Source organism: Pusillimonas sp. MFBS29 (assembly GCF_020687695.1).
GTDB lineage: Bacteria > Pseudomonadota > Gammaproteobacteria > Burkholderiales > Burkholderiaceae_B > Pusillimonas_C.
Genome location: NZ_JAJEWL010000001.1, coordinates 510,995 through 528,200, shown reverse-complemented (window position 1 = coordinate 528,200; position 17,206 = coordinate 510,995). Strand labels below are relative to the sequence as shown.

Below are 17,206 nucleotides of genomic sequence, written 5' to 3'. Positions count from 1 at the left end.
GCCGGTCATGCAGCCTCAGGCCGCATCGGGCCTGCCTGGGTCTTCAGGATTTTCCGCCCCATCAGTTTCAAGGGCCGGCGTGACCAGCTCAACCACTTTGCTGCGCGAAAGCACACCCAGGAACTCATCGTTCTCACCCGTCACCGCCAGCGGTTCCGTGCTGCGCAACAATCTGGCCAGCACTTCGTCCAGACCGGCCGTAGCAGGGACCGACGCCATGTCCTCGACATGGCGGGCGATGTCGCGTACGCCTTCCCGGACTGCTTGCTGGGCCGATCCCCGCGTCAGGATGCCGGCCAGCCGCTTGCCATCAAGCACGGCGGCGTAATCGAAATCCAGTTCGGCCATACGTTCAAGGGCATGTGCCGGACGCGAACGCATGGTCAGGGTCAGTGAAGGCGTATTGCACGCATGCGTGGCATTAAGCACTTTCCCCCGGTTCACGTCCTGCAGGAAAGACTGCACATAGTCGTCGGCCGGCGCCAGCAGAATGTCTTCCGGCGTACCCTCTTGTACAAGCTCGCCACCCTTCAGGATGGCAATGCGGTTGCCCAGGCGCAGGGCCTCGTCAAGATCGTGCGTGATGAAAACAATGGTCTTGTTCAGCTGCGCCTGCAATTGCAAGAGCTGGTCCTGCATCTCGCGGCGTATCAAGGGGTCCAGCGCCGAAAAAGCCTCGTCCATAAGCAGAATCTCGGCATCGGTTGCCAGAGCCCTGGCCAGCCCTACCCGTTGCTGCATGCCGCCCGACAACTGATGCGGATACTGGTTCTCGAACCCGGCAAGGCCAACCTGCTCGAGCCAGTGCTGCGCCCGCTGAACCCGTTCGGCCTTCTTCATGCCCTGCACTTTCAGGCCGTACGCCACGTTTTCTATTACCGTCCGGTGCGGGAACAGGCCGAAGCGCTGGAAGACCATGCTCATCTTCTGCTGGCGGAATTGCTCGAGCGCCGTTTTGCCCAGCGTGACGACATCGACACCGTCGACCAGTATCTGCCCCGCACTGGGTTCGATCAGGCGGTTGAAATGCCGGATCAGCGTAGACTTGCCCGATCCGGACAAGCCCATGATCACGTAGATGCTGCCCTCTTCGATAGACAGGCTGATGTCGCGCAGACCCAGCGTATGCCCGCTTTTGGCAAGCAGCTCTTCCTTGCTCATGCCCTGACGGGCCGCATCGAGCCAGCGCTCGGGCCTGGCGCCGAATATCTTGTAGATATTGCGTACTTCAATCTTGGTCATTTCAGGCCCCCTTCTGCTGACGGCGCCCGAACTCTTGCGTAATCCGGTCAAACACGATGGCGATAATGACAATACCCATGCCCGCCAGCACACCACGGCCTACCTGCAAGCGATTAATGCCCTGCAAGACTTCGTAGCCCAGCCCCTTGACCCCGATCATCGAGGCGATAACCACCATGGCCAGCGCCATCATGGTGGTCTGGTTGATACCCGCCATGATGTTGGGCATGGCCAGGGGAAGCTGCACGCCGAACAGCTGCTTGACCCGGTTTGCGCCAAAGGCACGCGAAGCCTCCAGCACTTCGGAATCGACCAGGCGTATGCCCAGGTCGGTCAGCCGGATGACGGGAGGAAGTGCGTAGATGATGGTGGCAAACAGCGCCGCAATCTTGCCCAGATTGAACAACATGACCACAGGAATCAGATACACAAAACTGGGCATGGTCTGCATGACATCAAGCACGGGCAGCATAATGCGCCGTAGCCAGTTAAAGCTGGCCATCAGAATGCCCATCGGTATGCCTATGCCCACCGAAATGGCCACCGCCACTATCATTAGCGACAGCGTCTGCATGGCGGCATCCCATAGTCCGATGAAGCCGATCAGGCAGAGCATGGCTCCGATAAAAACAGAAAATCCGATACGGCGACTGGCCAGCCAGGCCAGCCCCATGACCGCAAGCACCACCACCCACCAGGGCGAGTAGCGCACAATTTGGTCCATCCAGATAAGCAGATCCAGCAAGGGCTGGGTGAGTGCGCGCAGCAAGTCGGAATAGTTGCTGACGATATTGCCAACAAAATCATCAATGGGCGCGCGCAGCGCCCGGGGCGCTATGAACTCTGGAAACATAAACAATCAACTCCATAAAACTTGTCAAGACAGTGAACCTTTCGATTCACTGTCTGTGCAGCCGGCGGCCAACCGGCGATCCCGCCCATGTATGCGCCCAAGCAGGCGCCCACATGACGGGAACGGGAGGCGACAAGTCTTAAAGAGCCGCTTTTACACGCTCGGCAACGTCGGCAGGTACCCAGGCGCTCCAGACGTCGGCCTGGTTCTTCAGGAACCACATGGCCGTGGCATCAGGCTCGGCTTCGTTTTCTTCCATGTAAGCCATGGCCTCGTTCATGACAGGCAAAGGTACAGCAACCTTGGACAGGAACTCGGTCAGCTTGGGTGCATCTTGCGTAAACTGGGTGGTTACCGCCGTGAAGACGGGATTGTCGGGGTAGGCACTGGGCTGGGGATCGGCACAATCGGGATCCGTCAGGCAAGTTTGCTTTTCCTTGTCGTAGGCCGGCAATTCGAGCTTGACCAGATCCATGGAACCGACCAGCGGCGTGGGATACCAGTAGTAGAAAACAATGTTTTCCTTGCGCTTGTAGGCGGCGGTCAGGGCCGCTTTTTGCGTGGCGCCGGTACCAGGTGAGAACAGTGTGAAGGTATCACCCAGACCCAGCGCTTTGAACAGGTTGCCACTGACGACTTCGCAGCCCCAGCCAGCCGGGCAGCCGTAGAAGCGGCCCTTGGTAGGCTCTTCGGGATCCTTGAACTCATCCTTGAACTTGGGCAGGTCGGAGGCTTTCTTCAGGTCGGGCAGGCGCTCGGCGGTGTATTTCGGAATGAACCAGGCTTCCCCACCCATATAGATGTCGCCTATGCGCTTGACCTTGCCGGTGGCCTCGGCCTCGGCCCAGGGCTCGCCCACGCTGTTAAGCCAGATTTCGGTATTGATATCGAGGTCGCCGCGCTCGAGTGCGGCCAGGGCCGGCAGGGTTTCTGTGGGCAGTACTTCGGATTTGCAGCCGTAACCCTTGTCGGCGATAAATCGCTCAACCTCGACCAGGACGAGGTTGGATTCCCAGTTCATGCCGCCAAACTTGATTGGACGGTCGAGTTCGCATGCAGGTGCGTCGGCTGCTTGCGCGACATTGACACCGGCACTCAGGCCCAGCGCGGCTACAGACAAACCCAGGGCAAGGGCGGTTTTCCTGAAGGAAGAGGAAAGGGCGTTCGTGCTGAACGTGCGATGTGAGAGATTCACATTTAAAGACATGGCTATTTGCCTCCTAGTTACGTGGACGCATCAGGACAACATGGATGCGCCAGGCTAAGGGGTGTGCGGAAGACGGGAGGGCCGCCGATACAAACCGACACTAGCGTGATGAGCACAGAGTGCTCGTTGACAGGTAATGGGGTCGAACTGACCCGCCATACGCCAGAATTGAATAAAACCAGACACAGGGCCCTGCGGCCCCGTGCAGTTTGTGTGCCATTTTATAAGCGATGCGAAAAAAATGTAAACGCGCACTAACCCGGTTGTCCGAAATGCCCTTTTACATTAGGGCCGAACACGCCGGCCCTTGGCTGCGCCTACTGATAGATATAGTCGCGACGCCACGGATAAGCGATATCTTCCGGGTAGTCGAGCTCATCGCTGCGACCAGGGCCGCGCGGCTGCGCGAGAACCTGATGCAAGGCGATCCAGCCGTGTTCGAAGCCCATTGCGCAGCCGGCCAGGTAGATGCGGTAGGCCCGCAGCGAGCGCTCGCCCTGCTCGTTGGGCAGAGTCTGACGGGCCTGGGGCAATTGTGCCTCGAGCGCATCGCTCCAGGCCCACAGGGTACGGGCGTAGTGCGGACGCAGGTTCTCGATGTCGAGATCTTCGAGCCCGCCCCTGGTGAGATGCTCGAGCACATGGCTGATGTGGGTAAGCTCGCCGCCCGGGAAAATGTATTTTTCGATGAATTCACCCATGCCGGCGCCGAGCTCGGCATTATCGACACCGCCGGCGGTGATGCCATGGTTCATGATGAGGCCACCCGGATGCGTCAGGCTTCGGAGCCTGGCGAAGTAGCCGTCGAGCTGGGCGCGGCCCACATGCTCGAACATCCCGACGGAAGCAATCTTGTCGTAAGGCTGGTCGGTCGTGAGCTCGCGGTAGTCAAGCAGATCCATGCGCACCCGCCCGCCCAGCCCTTTTTCTTCGATGAGCCGGTTGACGTAGGCGTGCTGGTTGCGCGACAAGGTAACACCCGTTGCGTCGACACCGTAGTGTTCGGCGGCCCACAGCAGCAGGCCACCCCACCCCGCCCCCACATCCAGGAAGCGTTCACCCTGCTTCAGCCTGAGCTTGCGGCAGATATGATCCAGCTTTGCTTCCTGGGCCTGCGCCACGTTCATATCGGGGGTCTTGAAGTAGCCGCAGGAATACACGCGGCGCGGATCCAGCCAAAGGCCGTAGAAATCATCAGACAGGTCGTAATGAAACTGGATCTGGCGCGCGTCGCGATCTATGGAGTGGCGCCACACCGACACCAGACGGCGGATCAGTTCGGTCAGTCTGCCCACGCGCGCGGCCTCGATGGGTGAACCCGGCAAGATGGCGGCGGCCAGTCGCATCAGGTCGCGCATCGAGCCGTCTACATCGAACTTGCCTTCGACGTAGTCTTCGCCCAGGAGGCCGACTTGTCCGGTAGCCAGATTGGCCAGCGCGGAGCGATCTTTGATGATAAGGCGGATCTGGGCGTTGGGATCCCCGATTTTCTGGCCATCGGGCATGGTCAGCTGCACAGGCAGGGGCAACGATGCCAACTTGGTTTCAACAACAGACAAGACCGAACTCAAGACCGACTCCTCTTAGTAAACAACACCAAAATCGATGGCGCTACAGTTCTGTGAAAAGCGAATTGAACAATATCCAGGCATGCTAAGATGTCATCCGATACTACTATATAGATAAGTCTTTTGCCCATGGCTGCAGCCATGGCGCAACACCCGCCGATGCACCCATCCCAAAGCGCCCTGACCTCGATTCCGCCCTGGCTCGTCCTGATGGGTTTGCTAACGGCTATCGGGCCGCTGGCCATAGATATGTATCTGCCGGCCTTCTCTGCCATCACACACGGACTGGGCGCCGAGCCCGGGCAGGTCGAGCGCACGCTGGCCAGCTATCTGCTGGGCCTGGCCACGGCGCAACTGTTCTACGGACCCCTGGCAGATCGCTATGGCCGCAAGAAACCGCTGGCGCTGGGCCTGATTATTTTCACGATAGCCTCCATAGGCTGCGCCTACACTGACAGTATCGAGCACCTGACTTTCTGGCGTATCGCCCAGGCTTTTGGCGGCGCTGCCGGCATTGTCATTCCGCGCGCGGTCATCCGCGACAACTACGATACGCGCGACGCCTCCAAGGCCCTGTCCCTGCTGATGCTGATCATGGGTGTCACACCCATACTGGCCCCCATCCTGGGTGGGCAAATACTGATTTACGGAAGCTGGCGCGGCATCTTCGCCGTCATGACCACATGCAGCGCCTTGCTGCTGATCGCGGTGGTGTTCACCATGCGCGAAACCCTTAAGCCTGAAAGAGTCCTGCTGCTGGGAGCCGGCACCATTGCCCGCAACTACCTGACGCTGCTGGGGCACAAGCGGTTTATGTGCTACACGCTGGCCGGCGGCTTCGGAGCGGCCGGCATGTTTGCCTATATTGCCGGCTCACCCCATGTATTTCTGAACGTCTATGGCATTGACCCGCGCTATTTCGGCCTGCTGTTCGGGGCCAATGCCGCTGCACTGATTTTCGCAGCGCAAGTCAGCGCACGCCTGCTGAACCGGCATACGCCCGAAACACTGCTGCGTCGCTCACAGCGTATATTGCTGGGCGTTGCACTGGTAGCCGTAGCCCTGACGCTGCTTGATCTCATCAACCTGCCCTTGCTTATGATCTGCCTGATGTCATTCATGGCCAGCCAGGGTTTCGTGAACCCCAACTCGGCAGCGCTGGCACTGCGCGAGCAAGGCCAGCGCCTGGGTTTCGCCTCGGCCATGATGGGCACGCTGCAGATGCTTTGTGGTGCGGCCGCGGGGCTGGCTGTCAGCCTGTGGCAGTCGCCCAGCCCCTTGTCCCTGACCACAATCCTGGCGCTGTGCGCCTGCCTGTCGTGGCTATTTGGACGCATTGCACTTAAATCAGCCCAAACTACTTGATTAGATTGCATTTTTTATATTAGAATAGCAGGCTTTCCGGCTTATGGCCGGACCTGGTATATGCTTTGGCCAGGGCATGCATGGTGCAAGGGCGTATTTTATATAGCGCTTATTTGCCAAAAACCCGCAGGTTTTTGGCTGCAGGTTCTAGCACCTTGTGTGTTTTTTAAGCACTACATTATCTAAGAGGTATGACCATGGCACGCGTATGCCAAGTTACCGGCAAAGGCCCGATAGTGGGCAACAATGTTTCGCACGCAAACAATAAAACCAAGCGTCGCTTTCTCCCTAACTTGCAATCGCGCCGTTTCTGGGTCGAGAGCGAAAACCGCTGGGTTCGCCTGCGCGTTTCGACCAGCGCATTGCGCACCATCGACAAGAAAGGCATCGACGCCGTTCTGGCCGAAATGCGCGCCCGTGGCGAGCTGGCATAAAGCCCGCGTCAACGATCTAACTTAGGAGCTCATCATGGCAGCAAAAGGCGTTCGCGAGAAAATCAAGCTCGAATCCACCGCCGGTACCGGTCACTTCTACACGACCACCAAGAACAAACGCAACATGCCCGAAAAGATGTTGATCAAGAAATATGATCCCGTCGCCCGCAAGCACGTTGACTACAAGGAAATCAAGCTCAAGTAACGAGCCCGGAACGACGCAGGCCTGAAAAACTGCCGCGCCATCCCGCAAACCCTGCTCCGGCAGGGTTTTTTTCTGCCCGTACATCAGGATTGCCGTGCGCAGGCCCGCATGAGGCCTGCCCAACGGCCTTGCCGATTGCATCCTATAATGTATGGTTGCCATAAACCTTTTTACGAACACTGAATAACATGCAGGAACGCTACAGCCCCAACGACGTTGAAAAAGCCTCACACGAAAACTGGCAGGCCCGCGACGCATATCGCGTCGTCGAACACGCCAAAGCGGCTGATGGCACCAGCAAACCCAAGTTCTACGCGTGCTCCATGCTGCCCTACCCCAGCGGCAAGCTGCACATGGGCCATGTGCGCAATTACACCATCAACGACATGATGGCGCGCCAGCTGCGCATGCGTGGCTATAACGTACTGATGCCCATGGGATGGGACGCCTTCGGCATGCCTGCCGAGAATGCGGCCATCAAGTCCCAGGTACCGCCGGCCAAATGGACATACGACAACATCGCCTACATGAAGAAGCAAATGAAAGCGATGGGCCTGGCCATAGACTGGTCGCGCGAAATGTGCGCCTGCGACCCCAAGTACTACAAGTGGAACCAGTGGCTGTTCCTGAAGATGCTGGAAAAAGGCATTGCCTACCGCAAGACCCAGGTCGTTAACTGGGATCCCGTCGATCAGACCGTGCTGGCCAATGAGCAGGTTATCGACGGGCGCGGCTGGCGTTCGGGCGCCCTGGTCGAGAAACGCGAGATCCCGGGCTATTACCTGCGCATTACCGACTACGCCGAGGAACTGCTTGGCCACGTCAAGGACGGCCTGCCCGGCTGGCCCGAGCGCGTACGCCTGATGCAGGAAAACTGGATAGGCAAGAGCGAAGGTGTGCGCTTTGCCTTCACGCACGATATCCACGATGCCGCGGGCAAGCTGATACAAGACGGGCGCATGTATGTCTTCACCACACGCGCCGACACCATCATGGGTGTTACCTTCTGCGCAGTCGCCCCCGAACACCCGCTGGCCACCCATGCCGCGCAGAACAATCCTGAACTTGCCGCCTTCATCGAAGCCTGCAAGCAAGGCGGTACTACCGAAGCCGAAATGGCTGCGCGTGAAAAAGAAGGCTTGCCTACCGGCTTGTCCGTCACCCATCCCATCACCGGTGAACCGGTTCAGGTATGGGTCGGCAACTACGTACTCATGAGCTACGGCGACGGCGCCGTCATGGGTGTGCCTGCCCACGACGAACGCGACTTTGCCTTCGCCAGGAAATACCAACTGCCCATCCGCGACGTGATCGCCGTCCAGGGTAAAACCTATTCCACCGACCAATGGCAAGACTGGTACGGTGACAAGCAGCAAGGCACCACAGTCAATTCAGGCGCCTACGATGGCCTGAGCACCGCCCAGGCGGTTGACGCCGTCGCCGCCGACCTGGTTGCCAAGGGCCTGGGTGAAAAGCAAACCACCTGGCGCCTGCGCGACTGGGGCATTTCGCGCCAGCGCTATTGGGGCACCCCTATCCCCATCATTCACTGCCCTGACTGCGGCCCGGTACCTGTGCCCGAGCAAGACCTGCCTGTGGTCCTGCCCGACGACCTTATTCCCGATGGCAGCGGCAATCCGCTGACCAAGCACGAAGGCTTCCTGTCCTGCCACTGCCCCAAATGCGGCACGGCTGCCCGGCGCGAAACCGACACCATGGACACCTTCGTGGATTCGTCCTGGTATTTCATGCGCTATACCTCACCCGGCAACGACAACGCCATGGTCGACGAGCGCAACGATTACTGGATGCCCATGGACCAGTACATCGGTGGCATCGAACACGCGGTGCTGCACCTGCTCTATGCCCGCTTCTGGACACGGGTCATGCGCGACCTGGACCTGCTCAAGTTCGACGAGCCCTTCACCAAACTGCTGTGCCAGGGCATGGTGCTCAACCACATTTATTCCCGCAAGAATGCGCAAGGCGGCATCGAGTACTTCTGGGCCGATCAGGTCGAGAACCAATACGATGCCAAGGGCGCAATCACCGGTGCCAAACTCAGCGCCGATGGTTCCGAGGTTCAGTATGGTGGTATTGGCACCATGTCCAAGTCCAAGAACAATGGTGTCGATCCTCAATCCCTGATCGACACCATGGGTGCCGATACGGCCCGGCTGTTCGTGATGTTTGCCAGCCCTCCCGAGCAAACGCTGGAATGGTCTGACTCGGGCGTGGAAGGATCGCACCGCTACCTGCGCCGCCTGTGGGCCTTCTGCCACAACAACCTGGCTACCCTGCAACAGGGTGTGAATCCGCCTGCCGACTGGTCCAATGCCGACAAGGCCTCGAAAGACCTGCGCCGCGAGATCTACACCCTGCTGAAAATGGCCGACTACGATTACCAGCGCATCCAGTACAACACCGTGGTATCAACCTGCATGAAGATGCTCAATGCGCTTGAGTCCGCTTCACTGCCCGATACTCCGATTGCCCGGGCCGCTCTGGCAGAAACCACCTCGGTGCTGCTGCGTGTGCTCTACCCTGTCGTTCCTCATATCACCTGGCAGCTGTGGCAGGATCTGGGCTACAGCCAGCTTTATGGCGACCTGCTCGACGCCCCCTGGCCGGTTGTCGATGAAGCCGCTCTGGTGGCCGACGAAATCGAACTCATGCTGCAGGTCAATGGCAAGCTGCGCGGTTCACTAAGCGTGCCCAACGGTACCGACAAGGCGCAGATCGAGCAACTTGCCGTCGCCCACGAAGCAGCCATCCGCTTCCTCGAAGGCAGGCCTGCCAAGCGCGTTATCGTCGTACCTGGCAAGCTGGTCAACATAGTCGGGTAAACTCAGGTATGCACAGCACTATGGTCAAGCCCGCAGTTTCCGCCCTCACGCCAGCACGATGCTGGCGTGGCCTGGCCTGCATCATGCTGTGCCTGCTGGTCGCAGCCTGCGGCTTTCGCCTGAAAGGTGTGGCACCGATGCCATTCGATACGCTGTATACCAACATCAACGACAACACGGAATTCGGATCGGGCCTGATGCGTGCCATTGCCGCCAGCTCGCCGGGCATACGCTTTGTCAGCGAACCTGCCGAGGCGCAGGCCAGACTTACCCAGCTGCAGAATCACCAGTCGCTGCGTGAACTGTCCATCGACGCGGAAGGCCAGGTGGAAGAATACGAACTGAATCTTGAATTTATCTTCCAGTTAACCGACGGCAAGGGCCACATGGTGCTGCCGCCCACGGTATTGCGCTCGACCCGCGAGCTGCCCTACGACTCCACCATGGTGCAGGCCAAAGAAGGCGAAATCACCATGGTCTTCAGGGAAATGCAGCAGTCGCTGATCAGTCAGATCGTACGACGCCTGTCCTCGCCCGAAGTCGCCGAAGCCTACGAAAACGCAGCCACCCTGCCGGTGGACGACAGCGCCGTAACGCCTGCCCCTGTGCCAACAACCGACAGACCACTAGTCGATCCGGGCCCCATGTCGCCACGCAGCATGCCCAATATCAATCCGGCCGATTCTTACTAAGCCGGGCAGAGCCATGGGACGCCGCCTGGACGCCGACAGTCTTTTGAGCCAGCTCAAAAAAACACCCGAGCTTGACGCCCTGTACGTCGTATCGGGCGACGAGCCCCTGCTCGTCATAGAATCCTGCGACGCCTTGCGCGCGGCGGCCAGTGCAGCGGGCTACACCGAAAGAGTCAGCCTGACCCTCGACGCCCGCAGCGACTGGTCGGCCGTCATTGGTGCCACACAGAATGTGTCCCTGTTTGGCGATCGCCGTCTGGTGGATCTTTCCATACCCGCCGGCAAGCCAGGCAGAACCGGCGCAGAAACCCTGCTCAAGCTGGCAGACATGGCCCGGAACCAGGCCCTGGCAGACACCACCGTCATGATCAGCCTGCCAAGGCTGGACAAAACCACACGCAACAGCAAATGGGCCCAGGGACTGTTCGAGACAGCCACCTCGATTGAGGTCAGCAACGTTCCACGTACGGCGCTGCCGCGCTGGATAGGGCAGCGTCTGGCCCGCCAGGAACAGCAGCTGGACCAGGCTACGCTTGAATGGATGGCCGACAAGGTCGAGGGTAATTTGCTGGCAGCACACCAGGAAGTGCAAAAGCTGGGGTTGCTGTATCCTTCCGGCAAGATCAGCGGCCCTGAGGTCGAACGGGCCGTGCTGAACGTGGCGCGTTACGACGTCTTCGGATTGCGCGATGCCATGTTGGCCGGTGACGCAGCCCGCGCCCTGACCATGCTGTCGGGGCTGCGCGCCGAAGGCGAGGCCCTGCCCCTGGTGCTCTGGGCGGTTGGCGATGAGGTGCGCATACTGGCGCGCCTGGCAGCCAGTCAGGCCGCAGGCCAGGATCTGGGCGGCGAAATGCGCAGGCAGCGCGTCTTTGGCCCGCGTGAACAGCTGCTGCGGCAAACACTGAGCCGGCTTGCCCCGCAAACCTGGCCCGCCGCCGTACAACATGCCCATGACATCGACAGACTGATCAAGGGTCTTAAGGTTGCCGGCCGGCTGGATGACCCCTGGGAAGAGCTGGGGCGGCTGATTTTGCGCATTGCACGGTCAAAGACACCGGCCCGCCCCGCTCCCTCGCAAGCCTGACGCCGCCACGGCAGGCAATGATCAGGACACTCGCCCCGATAACTGGGATAATTCGTATCTGCAAGTCCACTCAATACCATCATGACCGAATCCTCAACCGCTGGCACAGCCGATTCCAACGCCCTTGGCACTGACATCACCCGACTGGGCCAACAGGCACGCGTGGCCGCAAGAGCCATGCGCAATGCCTCGGGCCAGGCCAAAGCCCAGGCCCTGCATGCCATGGCCAGACTGCTAGAAACACAGAAGGCCAGCCTGCAGGCTGAAAATGCCAAGGATCTGATGGCGGCCGAAAAAAACGGCCTGGAACCGGCCTTGCTCGATCGCCTGAAACTGTCTGACAAGGCGCTGGCCACCATGGCGGCCGGCCTGCGCCAGATTGCCGAAATGCCCGATCCGGTCGGCAGCCTGACCGCCAGCAGCACCCGCCCTAACGGCATGCGTGTGGCACAAATGCGCGTACCCCTGGGCGTCATTGGCATTATTTATGAATCCCGTCCCAACGTGACCATCGACGCGGCGGCACTCTGCCTGAAGTCGGGCAACGCCACGATACTACGCGGCGGCAGCGAAGCCTTCCATTCCAACGTGGCACTGGGCGCCATTATCAGCCGTGGCCTGGCCGAGGCCGGACTGCCCTCTCACGCCGTTCAGGTGGTCGGTACAACCGACCGCGCCGCCGTCGGTCATCTGATTACCCTGACCGACTATATCGATGTCATCGTGCCGCGCGGCGGCAAGGGCCTGATCGCCCGCCTGGCCAAAGAAGCCAAGGTTCCGCTGATCAAGCACCTGGACGGCAACTGCCATGTTTATATCGATGCAGCCGCCGACCTCGACAAGGCGCACGAAATCGCCGTCAACGCCAAAACCTACCGCTACGGCATTTGCGGCGCCATGGAAACCTTGCTGGTTCACGCCGATGTGGCAGGCACTGTTTTGCCCCGCCTGGGCAAGACCCTGACTGACAAGGGTGTGGAACTGCGTGGTTGCGAACGTACGCAAGCCTTGCTGCCGCAAGCCCTGCCAGCCACCCGGGAAGACTGGGAAACCGAATACCTGGCACCCATACTGGCAGTGCGGGTCGTCGATACCCTGGACGAGGCCATCGACCATATCACCCGCTACAGTTCCGAGCACACCGAAGCCATCGTCACCGAAAACCTGCATGCCGCCAACCGCTTCCAGCGCGAGGTCGATTCCAGCTCGGTCTACGTCAACCTGCCCACCTGCTTCGCCGATGGCTTTGAGTACGGGCTGGGCGCCGAGATCGGCATTTCCACCAACCGCCTGCACGCGCGCGGACCGGTCGGCCTGGAAGGCCTGACGACGCTGAAATGGGTACTGGCCGGCGATGGCCAGCTACGTGGCTGACGGTATCGCCATGCTCTGGATCAAAACATTTCATATCCTGTTCGTCGTTGCGTGGTTCGCAGGCCTGTTCTACCTGCCCCGCATCTACGTCAATCTGGCACAAAGCACCGATGCATCCAGCACGGCAACATTGCTGGGCATGGCCAGGCGCCTGTACCGATTCATGACGCCGCTGGGCATACTGGCCCTGGTGTTCGGCTTGTGGCTGTTCCTGGGCTACGGACTGGGGCACGGCCAGGGCTGGATGCATGCCAAGTTGCTGGGCGTGCTGCTGCTGGTCATCTATCATCTGGCCTGCGCCCGCATGCTCAAAACCTTCGAGCAAGGCCGCAACACGCACAGCCATCGCTATTACCGCTGGTTCAACGAAATTCCGGTTGTTCTGCTGCTGATCATCATCGCGCTGGTCGTCGTACGGCCCTTCTGACACCCTACCCATGACTGACAATAAATCAGGCAAGACCCTGACGCTCAAAAAGAAAGTCGCCACTGCCGGCGCCACCGAAGACGGCGAACGCCGCAAACGGTCCGGAGGCCGGGCACGGCAAGTGGCCCAGCTTGAGCGTGAACGAGGCAAAGCCAGTACAGCCAAAGCCGTTGTTCAGGAAAAGCCTGACCGCCCGGCAGCGGAACCGCGCGAGCGCCGGCCCCACGCCGAAGCAAGACAGCGTAACCAGCCCGATACGCACCGGCAAGACAGCGACCGGCCACGCGTCGCAGTGCGGCAGTCGCGCCGCCCGGCACAAGCCGAGATCTTCCCTGTTTTCACGCCTTGCCCCCAGGGTCTGGAAGAAGCATTGACAGCCGAGATGCACGCGCTGGGCTTTGCCGATGCCGAGCCCGCCCGTGCCGGCTGCCGCTTTCACACCGACTGGACCGGTATTCTGCGCGCCAACCTGTATTCGCGCCTGGCGACACGCGTGCTGGTCCAGGTTGCCCATGGTCCGGTACAGCACGAAGACGACATTCTTGAACTGGCCAGCCAGACCCCCTGGGAACGCTGGTTCGGCGCCGAGCAAACCTTGCGGGTAGATACGTCTGCCATCCGCAGCCCCATGCAAAGCCTGCAGTACTGCAATCTGCGCGCCAAAGACGGCATCTGTGACCGGCTGCGCGAGCGCGAAGGCACAAGACCCGACATCGACACTGTGCGCCCCGACGCACGCGTGCATCTTTTCCTTAGCGCAGACAGCGCCACACTGTACCTGGACACCTCTGGTGAATCGCTGTTCAAGCGTGGCTGGCGGCTCGACAAGGGCGAAGCACCTTTGCGGGAAAATCTGGCGGCAGGCTTGCTGGCGCTGTCGGACTGGGATCCCGCCCAGCCGCTGCTTGATCCTTTCTGCGGCAGTGGCACCATACTGATAGAAGCGGCCTGGATCGCACTGGGTGTACCGGCAGGCATCTGGCGGCCTTTTGGTTTCGAGCGCCTGCGCAATCACGATGCCCGGCTTTGGCGCAATATCAAAGAAGAGGCGCGCTCACATATTGCCACCCGGCTCGACAGCCCCATCGTGGGCTATGACCTGAACCCGCGAGCCATCGAAGCCGCCAAGGCCAATATGGAAAGGGCCTGGCTCACGCCCGACTCGATACGGTTTGAAGTCGGCAACGCCCGTTCGGTACAACCGCCGGCATCAAGCGGCTGGCTGGTCACCAACCCGCCCTATGGCGAGCGTATGCCGGAAGACGACGCCGAACTCTGGAGCGCCTGGGCACAGAACCTGAAACAGAACTACAGCGGCTGGCAGGTGGGCGTCATCACCAGCGATCACGAGTTGCCACGTCAAATGCGCCTGAAGCCACGGCGCCGCCATCCCTTGTACAACGGCGCCCTGGATTGTCGTCTGTTCATCTTTGAAATGGTGCAGGACAGCTACCGGAAAGAGAAAAAGTAGCACTCGTGCCACAGTGTTTTTGCGTTGCAATATAAAGTCTTGCAAATTACTCGGGTTAACCCTTATAATAGGGTTAACCCTTGAACGAAACGTTCAATTTTTTATAAAGAGGCTTTATATGATCAACGTAGCCAAAGATACACGTTTAACCGACGAACTCGAGCGTCAACTGATGATGCAAGCCATCGAAGATCAGTACCGTTTCAAACCCGTCGAAGCACTTAAGAAATTGTTTGCCAAGCTGTTTGCAGCGGCTGACCGCGCCCAGGCTCCCTCGGGCAAGATGGTCGAAACCGCCAACTAAGCATCGATTTCAGGCTTGCGCGTATAGCAAGCCAATGCGGAAAAACCGCAAAGCCAGAGCCGCGCATAGCGGCTTTTCTTTTGCCCGCCCGCTGCGCAATCCGAAAGTGCGGGATAATAGCGGCCGGCATCAAAACTTCGGATACTGCAATGCAACAATTTCCCGCCATCGACCTTGACCAAACACCCAGCAGGTGGCGCCGCTTCGCCTGCATGATGTACGAGGGCGTGTTGCTGTTTGGCGTGGTATTCCTGGCCAGCTACCTGTTCGACACGCTTACACAAAGCCGCAGCGGAATGATGTTCCGGCATGGCCGCCAGGCAGTGCTGTTTGTTGCCATCGGCGTGTATTTCATCATGTGCTGGCGCAAACGCGGCCAGACCCTGCCGATGAAAACCTGGAATATCCGACTGGTCACCCAGGACGGCCAGATACCTGGCCTGGGCGTATTGCTGCTGCGCTATATCCTGATCTGGCCGATACCCTTGCTGGCCGCCCTGCTGGTACTGGCCGCCTCGCGGGCAACCGGCTACAGCTCGACGGATCTGCTCATCGTCTTTGCACCATTCACAGTCTTCTTCTGGACCTGGATAGACCCTCAAGGCCAGTTCCTGCACGATCGCCTGGCCCGTACGCGCCTGGTTCATGCACCCAAACCTTAGGACCACTGAGTAAAAACCCTAATGTGATTGGCTTTCTGAAACGTAAACATTGCATAGATACCGCTAGTCGTTCATGCTTCAGGGGTAGAGTGTAAAGAGACTCGCCCCCTACTCGGCCCATTGAATCCAAAAGACAATGAACGACCAATACTCGGCGCTGTACCAGTCTTACCAGTGGTTAGTCCCTTCTCAATTCAATATTGCGCAAGCATGCGTGCACCGGTGGGCCCAGAATCCGGTAGAAGGCCGGCGTATTGCGATTTTCCATGAAAACTCCCAGGGGCAGCGGGAAGTCTGGACCTACACCCGGCTATCAGACACCGCCAAGCAACTGGCCAACGGCCTGGTCAAGATGGGCATACGGGCAGGCGACCGCATCGCTGTCGTCACCGAGCAGCGGCCTGAAACCGTTGCCGCTTTCATTGCCATATTCAGCGTAGGGGCCATCGCCCTGCCGCTGTCGCCGTGGCTGGGCGCAAACGGGCTGGCCACGCGGCTGCAAGACGCCGAGGCACGAGTCGCCATTGTCGATGACGCCGGAGCCGACAGCTTGCTGCAGGCACAAACGCAGTGCCCGGCCCTCACACAAATCATAGGCCTGAATTTTCAGCACGAAGCCATTATCCCCTGGCGCTCTTTGCTGGCGCGCCAGGAACCCCGGTTTCAAGACGTGCTTACACGGTCCAGCAGCGCCGCGCTGCTTATTTACGCCCCCAACAGTGTTGCTGCGCCAAAAGGCACCTTGCTGGGCCACCAGACCCTGATCGGCAACTTGCCCGGCTTCGTGGCCGCACAGAACTGGTTCCCGCAATCGGGTGATGTGCTCTGGAGCCCAGCCGACTGGAACAGCGCCGACGGCATCATGAGCGCACTGCTGCCCACGCTGTATTTCGGCCACGCCATCGTCAGCACGTCGGGTCAGTCCACCCCGGGACACGCCTTTGAAGTAATGGCACGCTATCAGGTCAGCAATGTCTTCCTGCCCGCCGACTTGCTGCAGGCCATGATGCAGCACACCCCGCTGCCGCGCGAACAATACCCGCTGGGCCTGCGCGCCATCGCAAGCAGCGGCGCCAGCCTGTCACCGCAGGTAGCCGCCTGGTGTACGGAAGCGCTTGGCGTTACGCCCAACGAGACGTTCGGCTGCACCGAAATGAACCACCTGATTGGCAACAGCCACAAGAAGTGGCCGGTTCGGCCGGGCAGCATGGGGCGCCCCTATCCCGGCCATCAGGTTGCTGTCCTGGACAAAGCCGGCAACCCATGCCGCACAGGCCAGACCGGGGAAATCGCCCTGAATCGCCACGACATTCACGGCCACCCCGATCCCTTGCTTTTCCTGGGCTATTGGCGCAACGATCTGGCCACCCAGGCAAAGTTCAAAGACGACTGGTGCCTGAGCGGCGAAATGGCCAGGGTCGATGACCAGGGCTATTACTGGTATGCCGGCCCCAACAACGACGCGCCGG

At 59.8% G+C, this 17,206-nt stretch carries 15 protein-coding genes and 1 pseudogene; 12 read left to right on the top strand and 4 right to left on the bottom strand.

Annotated elements, in window-relative coordinates; translation table 11 throughout:
* Nucleotides 1–15: 15 nt before the first annotated feature.
* The 4 genes from LKR43_RS02520 to LKR43_RS02505 all read right to left on the bottom strand — a co-directional run bounded on the left by LKR43_RS02520 (nucleotide 16) and on the right by LKR43_RS02505 (nucleotide 4,873).
* Nucleotides 16–1,242 carry a glycine betaine/L-proline ABC transporter ATP-binding protein gene (locus LKR43_RS02520; RefSeq protein WP_227682256.1) on the bottom strand — a complete coding sequence of 409 codons (1,227 nt, stop codon included), beginning with the start codon at nucleotides 1,240–1,242 and terminating at the stop codon, nucleotides 16–18.
* A 1-nt stretch (nucleotide 1,243) separates the two neighbouring features.
* Nucleotides 1,244–2,095 (bottom strand): proline/glycine betaine ABC transporter permease, encoded by an 852-nt coding sequence (locus tag LKR43_RS02515; RefSeq protein ID WP_227682255.1) that lies wholly within the window; start codon nucleotides 2,093–2,095, stop codon nucleotides 1,244–1,246.
* 139 nt (nucleotides 2,096–2,234) lie between these two features.
* Entirely contained in the window at nucleotides 2,235–3,302 is a 1,068-nt protein-coding gene (locus LKR43_RS02510; protein WP_227682254.1) for an ABC transporter substrate-binding protein, read from the bottom strand.
* 317 nt (nucleotides 3,303–3,619) lie between these two features.
* Nucleotides 3,620–4,873, bottom strand: coding sequence for a class I SAM-dependent methyltransferase (locus tag LKR43_RS02505; protein ID WP_227682253.1), 1,254 nt, complete (start codon nucleotides 4,871–4,873; stop codon nucleotides 3,620–3,622).
* A gap of 156 nt (nucleotides 4,874–5,029) precedes the next feature.
* Here LKR43_RS02505 and LKR43_RS02500 point away from each other — a divergent pair, with 156 nt between their 5' ends.
* From LKR43_RS02500 to LKR43_RS02445, 12 genes and pseudogenes are all read left to right on the top strand, one after another.
* A complete protein-coding gene (locus tag LKR43_RS02500; RefSeq protein WP_227682252.1) occupies nucleotides 5,030–6,235 on the top strand; it encodes a multidrug effflux MFS transporter in 1,206 nt (401 codons plus the stop codon).
* Between the two features lie 197 nt (nucleotides 6,236–6,432).
* Entirely contained in the window at nucleotides 6,433–6,669 is a 237-nt protein-coding gene (gene rpmB / locus LKR43_RS02495; protein WP_227682251.1) for a 50S ribosomal protein L28, read from the top strand.
* Between the two features lie 34 nt (nucleotides 6,670–6,703).
* Nucleotides 6,704–6,874 (top strand): 50S ribosomal protein L33, encoded by a 171-nt coding sequence (gene rpmG / locus LKR43_RS02490; RefSeq protein ID WP_227682250.1) that lies wholly within the window; start codon nucleotides 6,704–6,706, stop codon nucleotides 6,872–6,874.
* Between the two features lie 188 nt (nucleotides 6,875–7,062).
* Nucleotides 7,063–9,720, top strand: a complete 2,658-nt coding sequence (gene leuS, locus LKR43_RS02485) for a leucine--tRNA ligase (RefSeq protein ID WP_227682249.1) — start codon at nucleotides 7,063–7,065, stop codon at nucleotides 9,718–9,720.
* Between the two features lie 8 nt (nucleotides 9,721–9,728).
* Complete coding sequence (lptE, locus tag LKR43_RS02480) at nucleotides 9,729–10,412, top strand: LPS assembly lipoprotein LptE (protein WP_227682248.1); 684 nt, start codon at nucleotides 9,729–9,731, stop codon at nucleotides 10,410–10,412.
* Nucleotides 10,413–10,425: 13 nt separating this feature from the next.
* On the top strand, nucleotides 10,426–11,499 hold the full coding sequence (gene holA, locus LKR43_RS02475) for a DNA polymerase III subunit delta (RefSeq protein ID WP_227682247.1): 1,074 nt from the start codon (nucleotides 10,426–10,428) through the stop codon (nucleotides 11,497–11,499).
* Nucleotides 11,500–11,580: 81 nt separating this feature from the next.
* The gene (locus LKR43_RS02470) at nucleotides 11,581–12,873 is read left to right on the top strand and encodes a glutamate-5-semialdehyde dehydrogenase (protein WP_227682246.1); all 1,293 of its coding nucleotides are present in this window, start codon (nucleotides 11,581–11,583) and stop codon (nucleotides 12,871–12,873) included.
* Between the two features lie 10 nt (nucleotides 12,874–12,883).
* Nucleotides 12,884–13,300, top strand: coding sequence for a CopD family protein (locus tag LKR43_RS02465; RefSeq protein WP_227682303.1), 417 nt, complete (start codon nucleotides 12,884–12,886; stop codon nucleotides 13,298–13,300).
* Between the two features lie 10 nt (nucleotides 13,301–13,310).
* Complete coding sequence (locus tag LKR43_RS02460; protein WP_227682245.1) at nucleotides 13,311–14,771, top strand: class I SAM-dependent RNA methyltransferase; 1,461 nt, start codon at nucleotides 13,311–13,313, stop codon at nucleotides 14,769–14,771.
* A 118-nt stretch (nucleotides 14,772–14,889) separates the two neighbouring features.
* Entirely contained in the window at nucleotides 14,890–15,075 is a 186-nt protein-coding gene (locus LKR43_RS02455) for a hypothetical protein (RefSeq protein ID WP_227682244.1), read from the top strand.
* 149 nt (nucleotides 15,076–15,224) lie between these two features.
* Nucleotides 15,225–15,737, top strand: coding sequence for an RDD family protein (locus tag LKR43_RS02450; protein ID WP_227682243.1), 513 nt, complete (start codon nucleotides 15,225–15,227; stop codon nucleotides 15,735–15,737).
* Nucleotides 15,738–15,873: 136 nt separating this feature from the next.
* Nucleotides 15,874–17,199: pseudogene (locus tag LKR43_RS02445) on the top strand (acyl-CoA synthetase); the annotation flags it as partial.
* Between the last annotated feature and the right edge of the window lie 7 nt (nucleotides 17,200–17,206).

Bases quoted from the DNA above. Each gene is read 5' to 3' on its own strand.
- LKR43_RS02520 (WP_227682256.1), bottom strand. From the start codon at position 1,242: ATGACCAAGATTGAAGTACGCAATATCTACAAGATATTCGGCGCCAGG.
- LKR43_RS02515 (WP_227682255.1), bottom strand. From the start codon at position 2,095: ATGTTTCCAGAGTTCATAGCGCCCCGGGCGCTGCGCGCGCCCATTGAT.
- LKR43_RS02510 (WP_227682254.1), bottom strand. From the start codon at position 3,302: ATGTCTTTAAATGTGAATCTCTCACATCGCACGTTCAGCACGAACGCC.
- LKR43_RS02500 (WP_227682252.1), top strand. From the start codon at position 5,030: ATGCACCCATCCCAAAGCGCCCTGACCTCGATTCCGCCCTGGCTCGTC.
- rpmB (WP_227682251.1), top strand. From the start codon at position 6,433: ATGGCACGCGTATGCCAAGTTACCGGCAAAGGCCCGATAGTGGGCAAC.
- rpmG (WP_227682250.1), top strand. From the start codon at position 6,704: ATGGCAGCAAAAGGCGTTCGCGAGAAAATCAAGCTCGAATCCACCGCC.
- leuS (WP_227682249.1), top strand. From the start codon at position 7,063: ATGCAGGAACGCTACAGCCCCAACGACGTTGAAAAAGCCTCACACGAA.
- lptE (WP_227682248.1), top strand. From the start codon at position 9,729: ATGCACAGCACTATGGTCAAGCCCGCAGTTTCCGCCCTCACGCCAGCA.
- holA (WP_227682247.1), top strand. From the start codon at position 10,426: ATGGGACGCCGCCTGGACGCCGACAGTCTTTTGAGCCAGCTCAAAAAA.
- LKR43_RS02470 (WP_227682246.1), top strand. From the start codon at position 11,581: ATGACCGAATCCTCAACCGCTGGCACAGCCGATTCCAACGCCCTTGGC.
- LKR43_RS02465 (WP_227682303.1), top strand. From the start codon at position 12,884: ATGCTCTGGATCAAAACATTTCATATCCTGTTCGTCGTTGCGTGGTTC.
- LKR43_RS02460 (WP_227682245.1), top strand. From the start codon at position 13,311: ATGACTGACAATAAATCAGGCAAGACCCTGACGCTCAAAAAGAAAGTC.
- LKR43_RS02455 (WP_227682244.1), top strand. From the start codon at position 14,890: ATGATCAACGTAGCCAAAGATACACGTTTAACCGACGAACTCGAGCGT.
- LKR43_RS02450 (WP_227682243.1), top strand. From the start codon at position 15,225: ATGCAACAATTTCCCGCCATCGACCTTGACCAAACACCCAGCAGGTGG.